At 63.6% G+C, this 21,237-nt stretch carries 19 protein-coding genes; 11 read left to right on the forward strand and 8 right to left on the reverse strand.

Going from position 1 to position 21,237, the window contains the following annotated elements:
• The first annotated feature begins 51 nt into the window (after window positions 1–51).
• Together KBZ14_RS12630 and KBZ14_RS12635 are read left to right on the forward strand one after the other, a co-directional pair.
• Window positions 52–912 (forward strand): hypothetical protein, encoded by an 861-nt coding sequence (locus KBZ14_RS12630; protein ID WP_255118700.1) that lies wholly within the window; start codon window positions 52–54, stop codon window positions 910–912.
• A 5-nt stretch (window positions 913–917) separates the two neighbouring features.
• On the forward strand, window positions 918–1,202 hold the full coding sequence (locus KBZ14_RS12635) for a hypothetical protein (RefSeq protein ID WP_255118701.1): 285 nt from the start codon (window positions 918–920) through the stop codon (window positions 1,200–1,202).
• Window positions 1,203–1,277: 75 nt separating this feature from the next.
• Here the strand turns inward: KBZ14_RS12635 and KBZ14_RS12640 are convergent, their stop codons facing one another.
• Window positions 1,278–1,493: a hypothetical protein gene (locus KBZ14_RS12640; protein ID WP_254935721.1), complete on the reverse strand. Its 216-nt coding sequence runs from the start codon at window positions 1,491–1,493 to the stop codon at window positions 1,278–1,280.
• 216 nt (window positions 1,494–1,709) lie between these two features.
• Between KBZ14_RS12640 and KBZ14_RS12645 the strand changes: the two genes are divergently transcribed.
• Window positions 1,710–2,384 (forward strand): HD domain-containing protein, encoded by a 675-nt coding sequence (locus KBZ14_RS12645; protein WP_255118702.1) that lies wholly within the window; start codon window positions 1,710–1,712, stop codon window positions 2,382–2,384.
• Window positions 2,385–2,423: 39 nt separating this feature from the next.
• On the opposite strand, the gene KBZ14_RS12650 is transcribed toward KBZ14_RS12645, so the two are convergent.
• Both KBZ14_RS12650 and KBZ14_RS12655 read right to left on the reverse strand, forming a co-directional pair.
• Entirely contained in the window at window positions 2,424–2,681 is a 258-nt protein-coding gene (locus tag KBZ14_RS12650; protein WP_254935723.1) for a hypothetical protein, read from the reverse strand.
• 17 nt (window positions 2,682–2,698) lie between these two features.
• On the reverse strand, window positions 2,699–3,445 hold the full coding sequence (locus KBZ14_RS12655) for a C39 family peptidase (protein WP_255118703.1): 747 nt from the start codon (window positions 3,443–3,445) through the stop codon (window positions 2,699–2,701).
• 91 nt (window positions 3,446–3,536) lie between these two features.
• Between KBZ14_RS12655 and KBZ14_RS12660 the strand changes: the two genes are divergently transcribed.
• The 7 genes from KBZ14_RS12660 to KBZ14_RS12690 all read left to right on the forward strand — a co-directional run bounded on the left by KBZ14_RS12660 (window position 3,537) and on the right by KBZ14_RS12690 (window position 7,706).
• On the forward strand, window positions 3,537–3,941 hold the full coding sequence (locus tag KBZ14_RS12660) for a hypothetical protein (RefSeq protein ID WP_255118704.1): 405 nt from the start codon (window positions 3,537–3,539) through the stop codon (window positions 3,939–3,941).
• Between the two features lie 84 nt (window positions 3,942–4,025).
• Entirely contained in the window at window positions 4,026–4,955 is a 930-nt protein-coding gene (locus KBZ14_RS12665; protein WP_255118705.1) for a major capsid protein, read from the forward strand.
• A gap of 3 nt (window positions 4,956–4,958) precedes the next feature.
• Window positions 4,959–5,396 (forward strand): hypothetical protein, encoded by a 438-nt coding sequence (locus tag KBZ14_RS12670; protein ID WP_255118706.1) that lies wholly within the window; start codon window positions 4,959–4,961, stop codon window positions 5,394–5,396.
• Window positions 5,397–5,400: 4 nt separating this feature from the next.
• The gene (locus KBZ14_RS12675) at window positions 5,401–5,814 is read left to right on the forward strand and encodes a hypothetical protein (RefSeq protein ID WP_255118707.1); all 414 of its coding nucleotides are present in this window, start codon (window positions 5,401–5,403) and stop codon (window positions 5,812–5,814) included.
• On the forward strand, window positions 5,815–6,606 hold the full coding sequence (locus KBZ14_RS12680) for a hypothetical protein (RefSeq protein WP_255118708.1): 792 nt from the start codon (window positions 5,815–5,817) through the stop codon (window positions 6,604–6,606).
• Window positions 6,606–7,073 (forward strand): hypothetical protein, encoded by a 468-nt coding sequence (locus tag KBZ14_RS12685; RefSeq protein ID WP_255118709.1) that lies wholly within the window; start codon window positions 6,606–6,608, stop codon window positions 7,071–7,073. Before KBZ14_RS12680 ends, KBZ14_RS12685 begins: the two co-directional genes overlap by 1 nt.
• A 72-nt stretch (window positions 7,074–7,145) precedes the next feature.
• Window positions 7,146–7,706, forward strand: coding sequence for a collagen-like protein (locus KBZ14_RS12690; RefSeq protein WP_255118710.1), 561 nt, complete (start codon window positions 7,146–7,148; stop codon window positions 7,704–7,706).
• 45 nt (window positions 7,707–7,751) lie between these two features.
• Here KBZ14_RS12690 and KBZ14_RS12695 read toward each other — a convergent pair whose 3' ends face one another.
• Entirely contained in the window at window positions 7,752–8,075 is a 324-nt protein-coding gene (locus tag KBZ14_RS12695) for a hypothetical protein (RefSeq protein WP_255118711.1), read from the reverse strand.
• Between the two features lie 1,153 nt (window positions 8,076–9,228).
• Here KBZ14_RS12695 and KBZ14_RS12700 point away from each other — a divergent pair.
• Window positions 9,229–9,861, forward strand: coding sequence for an HNH endonuclease signature motif containing protein (locus KBZ14_RS12700; RefSeq protein WP_255118712.1), 633 nt, complete (start codon window positions 9,229–9,231; stop codon window positions 9,859–9,861).
• A 76-nt stretch (window positions 9,862–9,937) separates the two neighbouring features.
• Here KBZ14_RS12700 and brxL read toward each other — a convergent pair whose 3' ends face one another.
• From brxL to pglX, 4 genes are all read right to left on the reverse strand, one after another.
• Window positions 9,938–11,962 carry a protease Lon-related BREX system protein BrxL gene (brxL, locus tag KBZ14_RS12705; RefSeq protein ID WP_255118713.1) on the reverse strand — a complete coding sequence of 675 codons (2,025 nt, stop codon included), beginning with the start codon at window positions 11,960–11,962 and terminating at the stop codon, window positions 9,938–9,940.
• Window positions 11,963–12,216: 254 nt separating this feature from the next.
• Entirely contained in the window at window positions 12,217–14,904 is a 2,688-nt protein-coding gene (locus KBZ14_RS12710) for a PglZ domain-containing protein (RefSeq protein WP_255118714.1), read from the reverse strand.
• Window positions 14,901–16,769, reverse strand: coding sequence for an ATP-binding protein (locus KBZ14_RS12715; RefSeq protein WP_255118715.1), 1,869 nt, complete (start codon window positions 16,767–16,769; stop codon window positions 14,901–14,903). The genes KBZ14_RS12710 and KBZ14_RS12715 overlap by 4 nt, the downstream gene beginning before the upstream one ends.
• Window positions 16,766–21,232, reverse strand: a complete 4,467-nt coding sequence (gene pglX, locus KBZ14_RS12720) for a BREX-1 system adenine-specific DNA-methyltransferase PglX (RefSeq protein WP_255118716.1) — start codon at window positions 21,230–21,232, stop codon at window positions 16,766–16,768. The genes KBZ14_RS12715 and pglX overlap by 4 nt, the downstream gene beginning before the upstream one ends.
• Window positions 21,233–21,237 lie beyond the last annotated feature (5 nt).

Here is a 21,237-nt window from a genome sequence, read left to right on the forward strand (position 1 = left end):
GGGTGGCAGCGCCGTGATGGGCTGCCATCCCACTGACAGCCGAGACGGGTCATGGCCACTGCATCTGCAACCCCCAGCACCAGCACCGCCCGCAGCGGGGTTGATGGCAACGAACTCCTGGACCTCCGCGAACCGGAGGCCAGCGAGCAGGACAGCACTCAGGCCGAGCACAGCAGTGGCTCTGATGCTGCAACCACTGCCAATGAACCCACCCAGGGATCCGGCGGCGATGGCCTCAGCGAAGCCCTCAAGGCCGAGCGCCGCCGCAGCAACAACCTCGAAAAAGAACTGCGCGGGCTGCGGCAGCAGCTCACCCGCTTCTCGGAGATCAACCCCGAGGAGTACGCCCGCCTGCAGGAGGCCGAACGCCAAAAGCAGCACCTCGAGCAGCAACTGGAGCTACGGGAACGCCAGATGGAGGAGGCCGCCGCCAAACGGGTGGCAGCCGTCAGTGCCGAGCGCGACGCCGCCCATGAGCGGGTGCAGGAGCTACGCAAGGAGCGACTTCTGGAGCGCGCCTTTTCAGAAGCGGAAGGGCGCACCGGCGGCGATGGGCGCGGCACCTTCTTCCAGGTGTTCCGCTCGATGCTCTGGGACTGCTTCCGGCTTGGCAGCAGCAAGGACGGCAGCGATGCGCTCGAACCGTTGGACGCTCAGGGCCAGCCGCTGCTGGGTGATGACGGCCGGCCGATGACCACGGCCGACTACCTCGATCAGCTGCGCATCCACCCCGTGTATGGATTCCTGTTCCAGCAGCGCGGCGCCATGGGCACGGGCGCTTTGCCCGCGGGCACTGCTGCCGGCAGCCTCGGCGCCAGCGGTTTTGGCGAGGTGATCAATCCACAGGCGATGAGCGCCAGCGAGCTGTACCGGGCCGGCTTTGCCCTCAATGGCCGCAGCCCGCGCAGCTGAGCGCCATGACGCGCTGGCACTACTACCTGGCCTTTTGGAGCCGTCGCTCCACTGCCACCGTGGTTCCGGCGCTGAATCGCAGCCAGGCCAGGGATCGTGCTCAGGCCAGGCAGAAAGCCGGCTACGGCGGCTTGGTGGCGATCCAGCAAGCCAATAAGGCCGACCGCCGCCTGATCCGACAGGGCGTTTGGGTGCGGCGGCGCCGCAATGGCAGCAGCCCCCAGTTCGGCTCAGCTCCCGCTCGTGCGGCAGCGCGCAGGCAACGGAGCCGCTACCGGCCCTGGCTTTGAAATCAGCCACTGGCCTGGAGGTGAGCTGGCCAAGGGCAGAAAGGCCCGGCAACGCCGGGCCACAAGGCCGCCGCATCAGAGCACCGAGACGGTGCCGAGGCGCTTGGCGGCCAGCTTGCGGGCCAGCTGATGGGCCAGCTCAGCCGGCAGAAAGCGAGGCTTCTTCACGGGCTTGCCGCGGCGGCCATAGAAGACCGTGACGCGCTCGGCAGCGGCGACCTTGAGCCCAGCCGGGTAGCTGTGCAGCACCAGCTGACGGATCGGACAGGCCAGAGGAGCAGAGGAGGCCATGGGACGGAGGCGAGGAACACCTGTCCCAACGCCCCGGACGACACGCCCTGGCAAGGGCCGCGCAGCGGCTCGCGTTAGCCCTTGCCAGGGTGGGGCGAGCAGGGCGCAGCCCTGCGCTCCGGGGCAGTGCTGGTGATTCCTCGCCGACCCCATGGCCGGATGGCTGCCGGGGCCTGGTTGAGACAGCAGCCGCAACACCGGCTGTAGAACGTGGCGATGACGGCTCCTGAGAACGCCCACAGCCAGCGCTACACCGATGCCCTGGGCTGGGCGGCTGAGCTGCACCGCGGTCAGCGGCGCAAGGGCAAGCCGGTTCCTTACATCGCCCACCTCATTGCCGTGAGTGCTCTGGTGTGGGAGGACGGCGGCAGCGAAAACCAGGCAATCGCGGGTCTGCTGCACGACGCCATCGAGGATGCGGGCCAGAGCCAGGCCTCGATTGCTGCACGCTTTGGCGCGGAGGTGGCCGCGATCGTGGTGGACTGCACCGACACCGCTGGCCCCGTGGAGCCCGGCGCCGAGAAGGAACCTTGGCTGCTGCGCAAGACCCGCTACATCGCCTCACTGGAGGAAAAGCCGCAGACCTCTCTGCTGGTGACGGCAGCTGACAAGGCCCACAACGCCCGTGACCTGGTGCTCGATGCGCGCAGCAACCCCAATGACTGGGAGCGTTTCACGGCTGGGCTGGAGGGCAGTGCCTGGTACCTGCTGCGCGTGCAGCAGGCCCTGAGCCATCGCTTGCCGGAGAGTCGCTCCACCGCCCTGCTGGCAGAAGCGGTGCAGGAACTGCTCAGCAGCGAGCCCTACCGGCGTCTGGTGCCCCATGGCATCGCGCCGGCGGTGTGGGCTGCCAGTTACCTGGAGCGGCCAGAGGCCCATCCCCAGCCTTGAACGTCCTGCGGCCGTTCTCAGCGCTGCGGCCAGGCTGGTTCAATTGTCTGGATCGCGGCGCCGGGCACTGACGATGCTGCCGCCACCGAGCAAGGCCAGGCTGGTGCCAACCGCCGTCTCAAAGGTCTGCTGCAGGTTCTCGGCGTAGCTGCTGCACACCGGGCCAAGCCGCCGCTGCAGACCAAGCCAGAAGCAACCGCCCAGGCCAGCGGCATAGAGCGCGAACTGGGCGATGAACACCCCAGCCACCGCCCGCAGCAGGAAGCGCTCGCGATCAAATCCATCGCCACCAGCCATGGCAGTGCTCCTTGGGGTCAGGGATGGCAGGTGAGCAGCCAGCCGGTGCAGGGACCATCCGCCTGCCAGCGCGGCAGCCAGTTCTTCCAGCTGTAGTGCTGCCCTGCTCCATTGGTGTTGGCGGTGTAGCCGCCATGGATCAGGTCGGCCTCACCGTTGGGGTCGTTGTGGATGGCGACTGTCTCGGTGAAACCGATCACCACGCTCCAGTGACCGCCGCCGCTGGGGGCTGAGGCGGGGCCGTGGTGCAGCCAGCCCACCGCCACCGGCCGCCCCAGGTTGATCTGCTCCTCCAGCGTTGCGCGCTGCCCGTTGGTGGCGAAGTTGGCGGTCAGCCCCAGGGACCGCAACGCCGCCAACTGCGCTTCTGCCGAGGTGGTGTCGCCATAGCGAGCACGGATGACGTTGTAGGCGTCATCGCCACTGACCTTGCCCCAGAAGCGGGCGAGCATGGCGCAGCTGCTGGAGAAGCACTCGCGGTAGCCGGTGCCTGAGGCGTTGTCGTTCTGGTTCTCCCAGGCCACCGGCAGCGGATTGACATGGGACGGAGCCGGCGGCGCCGAGGAGAAGGTCTGCCGCCAGGGGGCGGACTCGGTGAGGATCGTCGGATCGGCCGCTATGACCGCCTGGCGCAACTGCTCGATGCCGTCCGTTTGCTGAGGCTGAGCCTTCCAGTTGTCCCAGAACTGGCGCCAGCGCTCAGCGTTGAACGGCGCCTGGGCAGCAGGCGCAACGGCAGCCGGAGCGGGAGAGCTTGGAGACATGGCAGCAGGGCAGTCCTCTGCTGTTGCCGTTTCGCCAATCCAGTCAGCCGCATTCGGCGCAAACTGTGGGGTAGGTCATCCAAGTCGGCTGATGTGCCTCCTGCCTGAGAGCCACGAGCACTACTGCCAGCTGGCGCGCAATCTCGAGGATGAAAAGTTGCTGGAGCTCGATGCCCACTACCGGCAGAACTCCAGGAGTTCAGTGGACTGGGAGTTGCACGGGATCGTGATGGGCGAAATCCATCAGCGCCGCGAATTCAGGCGTCAGCAACTCGAGCATTCTCTCTGGCTCGCCAGCCGCCGCGGCCGCTTCATGGAAGCGATCAAGCGCTGGCTGATCAGCCGGGGGCTATGGAGCTCGGCCGCTCGTGAGCGCAAGCTCCCACACTCCTTGATCGGCCGGTTGCTGGTGGTGTTCTGGCAGAGCTGCCGGAGCAGCAGAAGACTGGCCATCAACACGCTTCCAGGTCGGCAGACCCCACTAGAGCAACTCTGAGGGGACGGGCGACGGCCCAAAACGCTCAGCGCAGCTGCTCGGCAATAGCCCCTGACATCACTGGGGCCTGGCCCCACCTGTGCCATGGGCCTCACCCTCATCGAGGCAGCCAAATACGAGCACCGGCTTGAGCACCTCGCTGTGCTCAAGACCTTCTCGGAGGGCGAACTGCTCGCCCGGCTGCCGTTCATGAACATCGCCGGCAGCGGCCTCTTCTATTCCGCCGAGCAGGAACTGCCCTCGGTGGGCTTCCGCGCCGTGAACGAGGGCTACACCCAGAGCTACGGCGTGGTGGACCAGCGCGCCGAAGCGGTGCACCTCTTCGGCGGTGACGTGGATGTGGACCGCTCGATCGTGGACCTGATGGGCCCTGAAGCCCGCGCCAGCCAGATCGAGATGAAGGTGCGCTCGATGCGCCTCACCCTGGAGGCGACCGTGATCAACGGCGACACCGCCAGCAATCCCCGCGCCTTTGACGGCCTGAGCAAGCGGCTGCCACCCGGCAACCCGATGGCGATCAACAACGCCTCCGGCGCTATCCCCGGCGCACCGCTGAACTTCGATCGGCTCGATGAGCTGATCGATTCGGTGAATGCCTACGGCGGCAGCAAGGTGCTGGTGATGAGCAAGGCGATGCGCCGCCAGCTCAATGCCCTCGCCCGCACCTCCATCGGCGGTGGTGTGTATCAGACCAGCACCAACTCCTACGGGATGACGGTGCATCGCTACCAGGACTGCGACATCCTCACCGTCGACCGCGATGCCCAGGGCGTCGAGGTGATGGGCTACGACGAGGCGGGCGGCACCAGCTCGATCTACTGCTGCACCTTTGGTGATCAGGGCGTGACCGGCCTGCAGGGCCCGTTCCAGGGCCGCTACGGCATCTCGGTGCGGGACCTGGGCGAGGTGCCCGATGCCCCGGTGTTCCGCACCCGCGTGGATTGGTACGTGGGCTTTGCCGTGCTGCAGCCCCGCGCCGCCGGCCGTCTGTTCAACATCACCCCCGCTGCCTGAGCCATGGCCCTCACAAACGGCAACCCCTTGATCGATGCGGAGACCACCCTGGTGGGGTGGACGAACCGCAGCGCCATCCGCAACAGCGAGCACACCTTCCTCTCCGGTGAGGAGGTGCTGCTCAACACCAAGCTCGATGCGGCCTCCCGCTTCTCGCTGGTGGCCTCCCATCCCGGCGCGCCTGCCGCGGTGGAGGTGGAGTTGCTGCTGGCACCGGTGCTGCGCGATGGCACCACCGGCAGCTGGATCAGTGCTGTCCGCGTTGCCCTACCGGCAGAAGGTGGGCGGGTGGAGGCATTCCTCTCCGGCCATGACATCCAGATCTTTCCGGCGGATCTGCCCAACCTCGATCTTCCGGCGGTGTGTTTCGCCAAGGCGCTCGTGACCCCGACCACACCAGCGGGCATGCACGTGGGTCTGACGGCCACCATCGCGGCCTGAGCCCATGGCCCGCAAACGCTCCACCAGCCCCGCAGAGGAGCCGGCAGCCGAGCTGCTGCCGGCGCAGCCCACTGCGATCGAAGTGGCACCAGCCATGCCGACCCGCCACGACCTGGTGGATCCCACCGTTCCGGCCGGCCTGGCGCGAATCAGTGACGGCAGCCAGGAACGCTTCATCTGGCCGGTGCATCTGAGCGGCTGGCAGCAGCAGGGTTGGACCCTGATCGCCACCGCCGCCGGCGTTCAGATCACGCCGCAGCCGACAGCGCCTGCAGAAGTGATCGAGGCAGCGCTGGCCGCAGCAACGCCAGAGCCGAGCTCATCCGAAGCCAGCACTGCGGCAGGGGAGGCTGCCAGTTGGGAGCTGGAGAGCAGCGCCGCAGGCGAGGCGCTGCTGCTCGACGACCCGCTGCTGTGATTGGTGATCGCTCCCGTGCGCTCCCACCTGCCATCCCAAGCGAGCAGCACGGCAGCCAGCCCGCAGCTAGTCCGCCTGCTGCCGCCTTTTGGCTGCCCGGGCGAGAGCGTGTGGGTGCCTCCCGTGGAGGTGACCCGCTGGGAGCAGCAGGGCTACCGCCGCGCTCCCATCCCCGCCGCACCGCTGGAGCTGGCCTGGTTGCCGGCGGTAGCCGTGCCGCAGGACCCGGCCAACAGCACAGCCGTTGTGGTGGTGCTGCTGGCTCGGCCGCCGCTGCCAACATCCCTGACGATTAATTGGGGCGACGGCAGCGTTGAGACCTGGCCCTGGCCCAGCGGCGACAATTCGCCGCGGCTGCGCCATGCCTATGGCTGCGCCCAGGACTGGCAAGTTTCGGCAGAACTGAGCGGCAACGGCATCACCGCCGAGCTGGCGGTGCATCTGCTGGGCTGCCCGATCTGGCCTCCACCGCCACCCCTACCGCCGGGGGCGATTCAACCGCTGATCCCCGGCAGTGGCCTGCTCGGTCAACCCTTTGATGGGCGCCGCCGCGAGCAGTGGCAATTGCAGCGCTGGAGTGGCGGCACCAGCAGCGGCGGCGTACCCGCCAGCGATGGCTCCAGCCACACCTTCCTGCGGGCCGATGGCCTCTGGGCCACCCCTCCGGGCAGTGGCGGCGGCACCCGCTGGTGGAGCGGAGACGGACCGCCCGGTGACCTGCCTGATGCCCAAGCCGGCGACTACTACCTCGACACCCGCAGCGGTGATCTCTATCAACTGGAACTGAGCTGATGCCCTGGACACGCAGCACCAACCTCAAGGGACCCTCGATGCTGCGAGTGGCGCGGCTGCCGGCGGCGCTCAGCACGACTTCCAACACCAGCTGGCTCACCCTGTTCACCACAACCCTGGCGGCGCAGCAGGTGCTCTCCTTCTCGGCGGAGCTCTACTTCTCCAGCGGCGCCAACAACACCGGCCTGGTGACCACCCTCTCAGGCCCCGCCACACCGCAGGCGGTGATCCACAACTTGGTGACCGGTGAATCGCTCACCAGCTTTCGCAACCTCACCGCCAGCAGCTATGACACACCCCTGATCGGCACCACCTCCGCCGGAAGTTCGGTGCTCAGGGCCCAGGTGAGCGGCACGGTGGAAAACGGCGCCAATCCTGGCAACCTCAGCCTGCGTTTCCGCTCAGAGGTGGCCGGCACAGCGGTGACGGTGCTGCGCGGCTCCTGGTGGCAGGTGCTGCAGCACTGAACTCCACTCAGCCGAGCGCAACAACGGCAATAGGGGGTGTGCTCCCGCCGGCCACAGGGCCGTTGCTCTTTCATGGCCTGGATTCCCTCCGGTTCGCTCAAGGGTCCGCAAGGGGATCCCGGCCCGCAGGGCCCCCAAGGGGTGCAGGGCCAACCCGGTGCCGATGGCGCCCAAGGCGTGCAAGGCCCACAGGGACCAGCGGGGATGCAGGGCGCTGCAGGCCCGGAAGGAGCGCAGGGCCAGCAAGGCATCCAAGGCGCACCGGGCCTGGGCATCACCTTCAAGGGGGATGTGGTCACCGTGGCGGACCTGCCCGCCGATGCAGCCCAGGGCGATGCCTACATCGTGCAGGCGGATGACTCCTTCCGCGTGTGGGATGCCACCAGCAGCACCTGGGTGGATGGGGGTTCGATCCAGGGACCCCAAGGCATCGCCGGCCCGCAGGGACCGCAAGGGCTGCAGGGAGAGCCCGGGCCACAGGGCCTGCAGGGGGTGGAGGGCCCAAGCGGCCCCCAGGGCAGCCGCGGCACCGGCTGGTTCACCGGCAGTGGCGCACCCACAACCGTGCCCGGATCTGTGTCGGGTGACTTGTATCTCGATCAACCCAGCGGCGATGTGTACGTGCTGAGCTGAGGCCCAGCGCTGCGTGCTGATCACGCCCGCCGGGCCGGGATGGGCTCAGGCCAGCATCAGCCGGCGCTGCGCCTCGAGCTGGGAGCGCCGCAGCAGCTCCTGCTCGGCCAGCAGCCGCTCATCGAGCTCATCGATGCGAGCCAGGCACTGCTGGATCGCGGGAATCACCTCTTCCTCCAGCAGGGTGATCTCCTCTTCTCCATAGGGCTGCTCGATCCAGGTGCGCCGCAGCGCCAGCCCGCGCCGGCGCAGCAGGATCTCCTGCACCGAGCGGATCGTGGATTCCAGCAGCAGGAAGGGATCTTCCTCAGGCCGGCAGAACGGTGATTCCGCGGAAGCCGGGATGCCAGCAGCAGAGCGTGTGGCCATGACGATCGGCGCCGAGAGCGGCGCAGTGACGGGACCGATCCCAGCGGAGGCCCGACGTCAGGAGAGCCTCAGACTGGAGAGGCCCGGAGCAAGCTCAGCGGGAAAAGTCGCGCTCAGTGCCATACGCAAAGAAGCACCTGTGCGATCGATCGTCGTGGTTATGCCATTGGTTGCGCTGCCCTGTCACCTTCTGCACTGGTCCCGCGAGCTGACCAGAGCAGGCAGGTGAGCAGCGATTTCAGCCCACCCCATGCTCCGTGTTCACGGGACCCGCGACAGCTTGCTGGCTGCATTGGCAGCTCACTGGGCCGATCAGCAACTGCAGATTCCGGCAAGCCTCAAGCCCGCCATGCGGCCGATTAGGCGGAACCCACGGCCGCTGAGCTGAAGTGGAGCCTGAGCACTACTCCAAAAGCTGCAGACGCAAGGAAGTGAGGGCCTTCTTCTGGGCCACCGCTACGCGCCCATCGGAGTCATCCACATCTGCGCCGCAGCCGCAAATGGAGGCAGGCCCACAGGGATGCCCTGGCATGTTGAGATGGCCTGGCCGATCCTTGATGCAGGAGCTGATGGCTGATCGGCGAGGCAGGTCGAGACTGGCTACGGCTATCCGTCGTGACCGTCGGTTCCGAATACCTTGTGATGGGCCACCTGATGCGGCGCAACATCCTCACCTACGAGGCCCCATCGGGGAATGAGGGATATGACTCGATCTGCCTCCATCCGGATCCACGGCATCAGCCTGGGCCGGATGAGAAAGCACATATCCGCGTGCAGGTGAACAGTCGCTATGCAACCGACTTCGACCGAGGCTTCCCTGTCAAGCAGAAAAGCCCGGGCGCTTTTGACTATTTGATCGTTGCCTTCCCGAATATTGGCAACTTCTATGGCAAAAAGATGGCAGCACCGGGGCGCAAGAACCCGAGTCCTATACACTGTCCCAGGAGTTCATCAGGGAACCACTATTCGAGCTCAACCAGGGAAAAGTCAAACTCAAACGGCTTCAGGCCGAAATTGAGCCATTCAATAATGAGAAGGGCTTCGATCTCATCGCCAAAGACATCGGCATTCCAGCTCCCAGAAAGAGTCGCGCGACGCTAGAAGGCTAGCTGTAATGAAATTTAGGCTAATCCAGTCGAACAACAGGGGGCTCGTGACGCGGCCAGGCGACAGAACCTTTGCGAGCAGGGGTCCCGCCAAAGGCGAAGAAGATCATGAACTGCCCACGTTGTTTATCTGGGCCAAGAAACCTGACCGACTCCTGGCCCGCTGCTGGACCCGCTGGACCGGCGAGAAGCTGGAAGAGGACTTTGTGTATGAGGTCACACGGTTTCGCGATCTCATTGATCTCCATGGTGACACTCGATTTCACCAGTGGTGCTCTCGGCAGCTGAGGCGGCAGATGTGGGAGCTACAGGGACCAACTCTTGAGATCAGCGAGGATTGCTGCCCTAAGCCGGAGGCTGTGCATGAGGTCAATCGACTCAAGGGGGCTTCCGGCCTCCAGAGGAGAAAGGCGCGCATCATGGCCCAGTCTCCAGCACTTTCGGAGGGGGAAAAGGAGCGACTAGACCAGATCTATGGACTTCGAGACTCTCTCAACAAAGCTGAGGGGCGTATCAGTTATCACGTTGATCACATTCATCCGCTAGCTGCTGGCGGCCTGCATCATCCGGACAACTTGCGCGTTCTGGAAGCCTCGGAAAACATGCGCAAAGGAGCCAAGCTCCTTTGTACTGCCAATGAATCGCAGGAAGCTTGTGCGAGAAGAAGGCAGGAATACTAGAGACTCCTTGCGATATTCGGCGCGACAAGGCAACAGGGGTGCGCTTCTGCTCAGGCGTCAAGCAGTCCCGAAAGGCTCAATTTAGCTCGAGCCCCTTGAACGTCGCCGTCTTCACATCGTTGTAGAAAATTGGATCGATCTTGTCTATTACGTCGGTATTGACCTCTAGGAAGGCGCGCTTGTTTTCGCCGGGGATGAGAGCACAGCGGGCACCGTTGTCCATAGCGACCTGAAGTGGTTCCACCAGGGAGCGGGCGGCTTTGATGTTGCCCTGGATGCTCATGTCGCCAATCACGAGCATGCCGGCACGGGCAGGGGCCCGCCTGATGGCCGAAAAGGCGGCCACAAAGAAGGCCACGCCCACCTCGGCTTCCACCTTGTTCCCCAGCAGGTCGATGGCTTCCACGTTGTAGTCGTAGCTGTCGGCCTCGTGGCTAATCGAGAAGGCGCTCTTGTTGGCCTGTAGATAGGCGAAGGCGCGCTGGATGGATTCCTTCATTTGCCCGCTGATCCCCCCTGCAGGCTTGAGCTTGCCGTTGCCTGCAGCGATGGAAACCTCCAATCGATAGAGGCCCACCGTGCCATCCCCGGTTACGGACGCGGTGTAGACCGAACCCGGTGCCATCGGCTCCGCTGCGATCAGATCCTGACCGCCCTGCTCGGGCACACCAACGAAATGATCCTCGCCCGTGTCGTTGTCTGAGTAGCTGAAGGAGGTCTGGCTGTACTCGAAGGAGCCCATCTTCTTGAGCTGCTCCTTGACGCGCCTGCGGCACTCGATGGCGAGCTTGACGATGTCTTCCAGGTCTTCCTTCGACGGTTCCCCATGGGGATGGATAATCTTGACCAGCCCGGATACGGTGCGGCGCACGGCCTTGCGGTCGCGGGTGTTGAGGTGACTGCCCAGGCCGAAGTGGCTGTCGCAGAGCTCGGTGTAGTTGAGTTTGCGCAGGACGCGCAGGGCCTCGGCCAGGTAGTCGATTACGAAGCCGTAGTGGTCCGTGAAGAACTCGTTGCGCATGTTGGGCACTTCCCAACCCGGCAGGTAGCAGTGCAGCCGGTCGATGAAAGCCCGATCGTCGCGAATGATGTCGGGCATCGGGGCAAATAGATGCCCGGTCTGCACCATCACATCGATCGGCTGCTGGGTGTTGCCGAACATGGCAATGCTGGCGTCGCCGGCAAAGCTCTCGGCACCCCGCTGGAACTGGCCCGACTCGCAGTAGGTCTTCATGGTGGTGATGACCTCCTTGGGCATCTTCTGAAGGTCGGCCACCTCGTCGAAACCGACCACGTCCCAGATGGACACCATCCCCTTGACCTTGCCGTTCATGTGGCCGAACAGATTGGCCACCGTGGTGGGGCCCGTGAGCAGGGCCGCGTAGGGGGAGAGCTCCTGCACCGCGAAGCTCTTGCCAGTGCCGCGCGGGCCTAGCTCCACCAGGTTGTAGTTGCGCTCGCAGAGGGGGATCAGGCGCAGCAGGAATAGGTATTTGAGCCGCTGGCTGAACTGAGAGGGCTCGTAGCCCATCGAGCGGATCAGCAGATCGATCCACTCCTCGGTGCTGAACTGGGTGCGCAGCTTGCGGTACTCATCCAGGTTGAAGCTGGCCAGCTGAATCGGCGTGAGCTGGCTGATCGAGAAGGGGGCCTTGCTGTCGCTCTCATCCCACTCCACCTCCACCTGGGCCCAGACCCCACCGGTGAGCAGTCGCTCGAAGGCATGAACATCTTCATCAGAGATGCGCAGGCTGTTGCTGCCGAAGTTGACGCACTCGGCCACATAGGTGTTGCCGACTAGGCGCACCTTCACCTTGTCGATGAAGGTGTAGCGCCCCTTCTGCTTGACCTTGCTCTGAGCCTTGGTGGCCTCGTCGGGGCGGATGTAGTTGTTGGCCAGGGTGTCGCGAACAACCGAGAGGCCCAGCTCGATGGCGGCCGAATCGGAGGAGGCGCAGTACTTGCCGAGCAGATACTCGAGCACGAACACCGGCACGTTGGCGCCCACTTTCACGGCCCGCACCAAGTCTTTGCGGACGCACTTGCCCGCGAAGACCTGATTGACCTTGTCGTCGAGGGCGTCGCGGGTGGCGGTGCTCATGGCTGGCTCAGGGGGCAATGGCTGGGGCGGGGTGCTCGGCAGAACAGGGCGGCTTGTAGATCACCGGCGAACGACAAACGGGCTTGTGGATCACGGATCGGTTTTCGTGATCCACAAAATGGGTCATGGTCGCCCATCCAGCAGCCCGTCGTAGCAGGCCCGGCTGGCGTTTGCAGGAGCCAACAGCGGGATCAGTAGCTGCCAATCCAGCTGTGGAGGAGGGAAGCAACCCAGGTGGTAGAAAACAGGACCCATCAGCCGATCAGATCCACCGGCAGATCAGGACTCTTGTGCAGCACCAGATCCGTCGCAGCATCGCGGAGTTCTAGGTAGAGCTTCTTGGCGCTCACCTCGGCGGGAAGCATCAGACCGATGGTGGCGACCTGGCCGGGAGTGAGGGTGAGGCGGTTGGTTTCGCGGTCGAGCTCGGCGCCGATGGCCTGGATGGGGGTGGCGACGAGGTCGTCAGTCTTGCTGTCGTAAGCCGCCAGGACGGCCTGGCGTTCGGACCCATGATTCATCAGGTCGACTGGTAGCTGGATCGGCAGCATCAGGATCCGGTTCGTGATCTTTTTCGGCAGATCACCAGGCCATGCTTCCTTCTTGGATCGCTTGCCCTTGGCGGCATTGCCGTCGTCTTGCGGAGCAAAGCCCGTTGGGTTGCAGCGGAAGCTGAGTAGGGGGATCAGCACCTCCTGAGGGCTGGTGCCGCCGTGGTGATAGCAAAGGCTGCCGCCTGCTTTAAGCACGCCGGCGGAGCGGGGCACCACTACCGAGAGCCCCTTGCTGCCGTAGCCCAGATCTGCTGGCGGGATCTCGATGCAGGGCTCCTGCACGGCTGATGGATGGCCCAGCCAGCAGCGGCGCTCCAGCTTGAAGGTTTTGCCGGCAGGGGGTGGGATCCGCATCGCCGGCTCTCGGCCCAGGGGCAGATGCAAAAAACCGTGATCGGCCGTGATCACGAAGCGCTCCAGCGACTGCTCCAGGGGCAGCGCAGCCAGACGGCGCACGGCTTCTTCGATGGTGTCGAGCTCGCGCTGCATGTCGGCGCGCACATTGGCGAGGCGCTCGTCGCTGTCGCGCTCGCCGGCCTCATCGATGCCGATGCTCGTGATCACCACCGGGCCGGAGCCGGCGAGCTTCTCCAGCAGCACCGCGTCTTTGCTGCGGATCACCTCCACCAGGTTGAGCACCACCGCCGCAGGCACCCTTTGCTGCAGGTGGGCCAACCGTTTGGCCTTATCGCTGTTCCAACCCACCGGCACGCCATCTACCACTGAGCAGGGTTCGCCGTCGCCTTCGGTGACGGCAAAGCTGCGCTCGGCGCCGGGCAGTAGGGCCGACATGCCCACCGGCGTGATCGAGGGCAGCGACGCTTGGGCGATCTCGAGCCGCAGATCGCTGAGCTGCTCGCGGCTCCAGCCGCTGAAGCGCTCGTGCAGGGAGGCGCCCATCTCATAGCGCAGGGCATCCACCCAGAACACCACCGCCCGGCCGGCCCCCGGCTGCACCCGTTCGGCCCAGATGCGGGTCTGGGGCATGGCGCCGGGAATCAACCAGCCGGCCTGCTGGAAGGCATCGGTGAAGCGCTGGGTCTGCTTGTCGAGCAGCTGCTCGTAGCGGGTGCGCAGCTGCTCCAGGCCCTGGGCCACTTCGACGGCGGCAGCGCTGAGCTCGGCCACCTGCTGCTCCAGGCGCCGCTGCAGGCCATCCACGTGATGGGCCAGTTCAGCCTGATAGGCCAACCAGGTTTCGACGGAAGCCGTTGGCTTGGGCAGCTGGGCTTCCGCTTGATCGAGGGCCAGGCCAAGGGATGCCGCGGTGCGGGCCAGCTCCCACTGCAGCCGCCGCTGCGACTGGGTGGGATCGGTGGGCTGCCCCACCAGCCAGAAGCTGTCGTGGCGGGCAAGCACCAGCTCCTGGGCTTTGGCGGATTCGCCTTTTGAGAGGAAGGCATCGACGCTGCGCAGCAGGAACTGCTCCTCGCAGGGGAAGGTGTCGATCGCACCGAGCACGCCAGGCCGTTCGCTGCTGATCAGCTCGCGCAGGCCCAGCTCTGCTTCCACGCGGGCGGCGATGGCGATGTAGGCGCCGGCATGGTTGCGGCGCAGGGCCTTCACATCGGTGAGGGCGTTCTCCTCTGCGGCCTTGCCCACCGGCAGTGATTGCTTGGCGAAGGCGGTGAGCTCATCGCCATGCCAATCGTGGAGGAACTCGTGCAGCAGCAGTGCCCGCTGGGCGCGCTGGCGCCAGTCGGCCAGCGTGGCGTCTGCTGGCAAGCCAAGGCCCCAGCGGCTGTGGAGCAGATCCTGCAGTTCGCTCTCCAGCCCCTTGGCGGTGATACCGGCATCGCACTGATCGGATGCCAGCCAGAGCCGGGCCAACTCGGCATTTTCAGGTGGACTGCTCATGCCACCGAGATGCTGGCGGAACAGGGCCTTGAGCTGGCTGAAGCCACCGTCGCCAGATTGCTCCAGGGCGATGGCGATGTCGCGGTAGGTGAGATCGGGCCGTTTGAGCAACTGCTCCACCTTGTCGGGCTCCATCACCTCGCGCAGGTAGACGCGGGCCCTGTTCACCAGCTGCGCCTCGAAGACCGTGCCAGCACGGATCAGCTCCAACAACGTGGACCGGCAGTCGGCCTCGTGTCTCTGGGGCAGGTAGACGAGCAGAGGATCGGGCAGGTCTGCGCAAACCAGCGGCTCAAGCTGGTTGCGCAGGGCAAACAGGCTGGAGCCCGCCACAACCCACTGGGCTTGCAGCTCGCCGAGGTTCAGCCCACCGGGCGCCTCGTCGCTGGGCTCGCTGGTGGCCAGGGCATCGAGCAGCGAGCGCAGTTGCTCTGCAGGGTCAAACAGCAGCACCACCCGGTGCAGGCTGAGCTGCTTGGAGAGCTCTTGGCAGAAGCGGGCCTCCAGTTTGTTGGGAGCTGCCTGGGTCATGGATTGGACGGGCTCGGGCTTCGGTAGGCCTGTTCGGGGTGATTGGGGATATCAGGAAAACGCCGTTCCAGTAGCCCGTCTTTCACCATTGGGCTCAGATGTCGATCCGACAAATTCTCAGGTTGGCGATTGAGCAGACCAGCCAGCCAGGCGCCTGTTCGCCACTGGTCTGAGCAGAGTTGACCGATCACCTGTCGAAGCTTTTCCTTGCGGGGCCTAGTACCCAGTGAGGCGAGAGCTTGTTGCAGGGCAGGATCCAGGCCCAGGAAGTCGCCAACTGTGACGGTGCTGGAGATCGGCCCGGACTCCCCTCGATCCGCCCCGAGCTCCCCTCGATCCGCGGGCAGCTCCCCTCGATCCGCTGCCAGCTCCCCTCGATCGAGCACCAGATTCCCTTGACCGGGACGATCGCCAGCCAATAGCCCGGGATCGAGGGTGTAGAAACTCTGCGCGCCCGCTCTGTGCAGCTCCAGCATGGAGCGATCTCGCAGGCGTCGCAGTACCTGACTCGCGGCGAGGGTGTCGAGGCCCATCAGTTGCCGCAGGCTGGCGTTGTCCACCTGCGTGTTGCGGTGTGCCTGGAGCAGGGCTCGGAATTCTTCCTGGGTCAGGTCCTCGGCGGCCAGCCGCTCCACAAAGGTGCGGTCGGCTTCGGTGAGGGTGGTGGTGTTGCCCAGCACCACCGAGACGTTTCGGGCTGTTGGTTCAATTCGGGGTGCTGGCAGGAAGGCGTCTTCCATCTCGGCAAACATGCGCGGGATGCCTTCCCCCTGATCGCGGGTGAGGCCCAGATCCACCAGGGTGCGCATGAGGCGTGGGTTGCGGCTGCAGTGCACGCGCTTACGACTGAGCAGCTCCTGAAGGTCGAGCTCGGGCAGCAGGCCGCCGGGGCTGACGACTTCCATACGGTCGTCGAAGAGCCAGACTTCGATGCAGTTGCCCTGAATGCTGTAGTCGCGGTGGGCGATGGCATTGAGAAGGGCCTCCTGCCAGGAGAAGCGGGGATACTCGCTCACGGCCTGAAAGCGGTTGCCCACCAAGCGGGAGGGCTGGCGCATCAGGCCACCGATCACACCGACGGCTTCCTGCCACACCTGCGGCAGGTTCCCCTCGATGCGCGGGCGCTCCTCCACGTTGTGGGTGGCGCCAAGGCGCCGCTCCGTTCCGACCACGCGGAACACCCGCACGCCGGCGTTGGGGTGATCAGGGCCCAGACGAGCGAACAGCAGTTCAGCGGCTTGACGCAGCACCAACTCCGATCCACGGCGATCGGCCAGCTTGCGCTTGAGCAGGTAGTCGGAGTCGCTGAGGGATTCCAAACCGGCGCCACGACGGGCCTGCGCCAGCAGGTCGCTGTCGAGATCGCTGAGCTTCAGGGCGGAAGGGCGGCTTTCGTGGCTTTCGACCAGCCCCTGAAGCTTGAGGGCCTGGATCTTGCTTTCGCTGCTGTCGACGGTCTGATCGCCCATGCGCAGCGGAAAGCCATCGCCTGTCACTTGGACAGGACCATCCGTGCTGGGCACGTCGAACACCACCAGCTCGTGTCCGTCATGCGGCACAACGAGACCTGGGGGCAGTGGTGGCTCGCAGCGCGACTGGGGAACAGAAAGCAGCGTCTGCAATGCCGACTGCGGCAGTTGATGACCGGTGATGGTGTGGTTGTCTTCAATGCCAAGGATCAGCACACCGCCTTCTGCATTGGCGAAGCCCGCCACATAACGCGCCACTTGATCGCGCACTTCTTTGCGGTCGCGCGGTTTCTTGGCTTCCGGAGGGCCGTGGAACAGCGACTTGCGATCGAAGTGCTGCCCTTCGTCCTGGTGGAGAAAGGGCGTCACATCGAATCCAAGCCCAGGGGCTGTCATCCCGCCTCCTCCAGCTCCACTGCTGCCCGCCCCGCCTCCGTGAGCACGTACCTCGCCCCACGGGCGGCACCCAGCTGCTCGATCTGACCGCCCTCTTTGAGCTGTTTGATCACGGCGGTAAGAGAGGCCGCTTCCACACCCAGGAGCTCGGCGATGGCGTTGCGGCCAAGGCCATCCGCTGGCGCGGCGGTGAGAGCGAGGAGGGTTTGCCGCGATGCCTCGGCATCCACCACGGTGGCGGTGCCGCGGGGCTTGCGTGAGGTCCCGCCAGTAGACGATCGTGTCGCGCGAGGCGCACGGGTGCGGGTTGGCGTCACCGGTGGTGGTGCGACCAGGAAGCGCTCCAGGGCGTTCTTCACCGCAGGCTTGCTGTGCTCGCTGATCAGCGCCTGCAGTTCAGTCTCTGAGAGCTGCCGCGGCAGCCAGTTGCCGTTGTTGGTTTCCTGCCAGAGGCGTTCTTCAAGACCGTGGGCGATCGCCAGGCTGCGATCCGTGGTGCACTTGGGAATCACCCGCTCGGGCCAGAGGTGGAAGGAGAGATGGGCCCAGTCGTAATCGCCCTTCACCAACTTGACCCAACACTCCTTGCACTTCTTCTGCCAGGGGGTGTAGGGCGTGATGCGCCAGAGGATGGCGTGGTTCATGATCACGCCGTCGTTGAGATTGGGATTCCAGAGCGGTGCGATCAGCTCCAGCTCGCCCTTGAGAATCCGTAGATCCTGGAGCAGGGTCTGCGCCTCCTGAAGCCGGGTGGCTGCATCACCGGAAAGGGCTCCTTGGGATTCAAGTTCGAATTGTTCGCGCTCAGCCTGCTGAATGCGAGGCTCGACGAAATCACGGAGAACTCGATACAGCGTGTCCTGCGTGAAGCGGTGGTAGTAAAGCCAAATGGAATAGCTCCCACTTGCCGCAGAAAGCTGCCAGTAGATAGGAGCCTGCCGGCGGCTTTTGGAGTAGCGCTTGAGGTGATCGGCGAAGAAGCCAGCGGGTTTGCGGAAATAGTCGCGGAGCGACCTCACGCCGAGGATGTCGCAGGCTTCGCGTTCAATGGCGTCAGCCGTTGGAGCTACTTCTTGGGCACTCCAGATGATTTCGATAACCTGGCGAGTGCTGCGCTCGAGATCCAGTGGATGATTCCTATCGTCCACGAGGATGCCGCCCCACGCGACAGGTATCGGATACGAAGCGGGCACATCCCCTGCCTGGGCGGGCATTCCTTGCTTGTTCCGTAACTGACCAGGGGCACATCTGGCAGGCGCTGCGAGTATCAACTCTTCATCAAGAACAATATTCTCCGTCTCTGGCTGATATGCCCACCTCCCAAGCGAAACTCCCAGCAACCATGAAATACATCGGGACGCATATTCAGGAGCATCGTGGTCTGAGCCATGCTCTCCAAAGTAAATCCGCCATCGTCCATCCGCAGGGGGAATGCGATTTTCAAATGCTTCCTCCATCTCCTCGTAGTCGCTGCCCGAAAATCGATAAGCAGACGCAACCACAAGGTCAGCTTCTTTGCGGTATGCACATAGTGCTTCCAGGCAGACCTGCTCAATCTGGTTCAGTTCAACAGCACCATCTCTGAGTCCGGCGCCGATTTTCGAGAAGGGAAAAGAAAAGTTTCTTGTTGTCTCTTCATGCTGATGGAGCTTGAAGACTTCTTTGACCGCCGCGCCAGCGCATCGGCGAAGGTCTGCCTCCTGCTCTGTGCTTAATCCGGGCCAAGGAATCCTCTGAACCGTTCCTACTTCATAATGATTTGGATGGACTCCCGCCTTGCCTTGAAGTTCTCCGATGAAAAGACTTAACAAGTACTCAACCGGACGCGAGCCGAGAAAACCCAGCAAAGCTAGTGGGTGGATGTCATCACTAAAAACGACCGAGCCTGAATGACCAAATCCGCTACCCTCTGGCTGAAGCCTGGGATTAAACCCCAGCACCGCCTTGCTTGGATAAGTTACGCCCGGCTTGCCAAAGAACTCAACTCCCTGAACCCTTGCTCGCCCTGTGGCCAGGATCTCCCTTAGACCATTCTCAAACATGCCCACCCACGTAATGTCATCCCAGTACGGGCTATATGTGCTGCTCTTGGTATAAGGAGTCCAGGCCACCGATTCTGCAGGCACTTCCCACCAGGCTCTAGAAAAACGTGCTTCGTCTGCAGTGGCAGTTCCTTGTTTGACTGTTCCTCCATTGCCTTCAAAGGGAGGAAGATCTGCGACGTTTCTTCGCAGTTGAGATGAGACCCAGTAGCAAAAGGGTCGCCCTGGAAATGTGCAGACATCTACAGGATGAACAAGATATGTCTGAGGCAGACTCCTGCCCCATTTCAGGCTATCAATGCAATCCCTTAGTGCAGGTTGGATCTCCTTCTCTCGAGTTAAGCGGAATACCGCGGATGCTCCGGCCGATGATCCTGTCAAAACCATCGGTGACGCGGTCACGGTGGCATCATCTAGCACCTCACCGGCAAGGTGACTGCCGACATCTAGGTGCATCTTCTTCCCCAAAAATAGGGTTTCTCGCCATCTCTCAAATACGGGTTTGAACCACGGCGCAGTAGCCAACAAGAAACCGACCTTCCCACCATCCGTCCAGCGGAGTGCAGCTTCTCTAACAAAGGCAGCGCCTATATCCCGACCGCAGGCCGCCAGTGTCGAATCGAGTAACTCAAGGGAAGCATGTGATGCATCGCCGAAAGGTGGATTCATTAACGCCACGTCGTATCGTTTTCGGCAGACATCAAGGAAGGCAAATCCCTGCGCCGCATCCTCTGCAAAGAGTTGTCGTTGGAAGCCTCCTGCGCTTTCGGCTTGTTTGGCGTATTCGCTCAGCGCGCCGTAGATGCGTTCCTCAATGTCAATCCAGAAATCTGTAGTAAGCCTCTGAAGGCCATTGTCAATTGATGCGCTCGTCTGGCCTAGCGCTACTAATTCTTCTCCGCTAAAAAGATTCTGCTGGTGAACAGCAAGTTCTCGCCATTGCTTTCTCGCTTGATCAATCGCATCACGTATTTCTTCTTCGATCTTCAGCAACGAACCGGCTTCGCCCGCCAGCTGCATTTTGTCGAAGATCGCCTCCATAAGTTGGCGGACCAGACCTCTTTCTGCCTCTGGGAATTGCCGATCAACAAAATCGGCTAAAAGCTCCCGTTCTCCTGGCATTGGCTCGGCGCAGACCACATTGGAGCGACTAATTGGTGGGCGATCAACAACCAGCCGTTGCTCTTCCTGCCAGGCACGCTGTGCTCGCAGCCAGAGTGTAAGACGGGCGATCTGGGTGGCTCTGGGATCAATGTCGACGCCGTGAATGTTGTGCTGCAGGATCAGCCGTGGAACTTCTCGCAGGAAGGAGGCTTTGTCTGCAAAGTCGGCTGCATAAGCAACAAATGACGAAAAAGTATCACTATGATTTACCGGCTGGTCAGCTCCTTGGGCGACCTCCCATGCTTCCCTGTAGATCTCCAGGTACAGATCAAAAGCATAGAGCCCAAAGTGCATCGACCCGCAGGCCGGATCCAGCATGCGAATCTCTCGAGGATCTTTGAGAGGACGATGGGGAATGTGCACCGGCTGGCGCAGCAGCTCTTCTTGGCCAAGTGCTTGATCGGTATCTGGCTGCCCGGGAGCTTCCTTACCGGGCTGCAGCCAGATCTCAGTCGGCCGCCGCACCAGATAGCGGCAGCGATCCTTCAGGCCCGTATCGCCCTGACGCATCTCGTACCAGATGCGGCCTAGGGTGTTGTCGGTGAGGAACTCCACCACATAGCGAGGTGTGAAGAACTGATTCCTCACCGCTAGTTCTCGGCTGTTCCGCGGTGCTGCTGATTCCTCGCGCATCTTCTTGCGCTCGGCATCGCCGTTGAAGTACTGGTACACCCAGCCCAGGGTTTCGTCCTCGCCCCAAAGCTCAGCCAGCTCCGGTTGGTTGAGGATCTCCAGCAGCTCCAACAGCGCTGCACGTTTCGGCCATAGCAGGCTCGCCGGATCACGTGGATCGAAGAGCGCTCGAAGCTCGCGGCTAACATCCTCAAAGATCGTTTCCAGATAGATCCGGTAGCTGCTCTCCTGATCCGCCAGCAGCCCCTGGGCCACGGCGGTGAATTCCAGGAAGCCGGCACTCTCCAGCCCTCCGCTCACGCAGGGCCGCACAAGCTCCCGGGCTTCCATCAGCTTGAGCGCCACGAAGCGGTTCAGCGCGGTGAACGCCATCTCCCGCAGAGCGAGAAGCAATGCTTCCTTGCGGTCGTTGATCTGGGCTTCTTTGTGCTCGATCCAGGCGATGAGCTTCTCGCTGATCAACCGCTGTCCGGCCAGCAGGTGCGCACCGGGCTCCTCTGCCCAACGCACTTTGTCTACGTCGATGTCGTAGGTCTGCAGCAGCTGGCTGCGGAACTCCTCCTCCAGCAGGCGACGGGCATCCTGGGTGGCCTTCTGCAGCCTGGTGCGTTGTTCCTTTTCCATGGTTT

Source organism: Synechococcus sp. HJ21-Hayes (genome assembly GCF_024345835.1).
Classification (GTDB): Bacteria; Cyanobacteriota; Cyanobacteriia; order PCC-6307; family Cyanobiaceae; genus Vulcanococcus.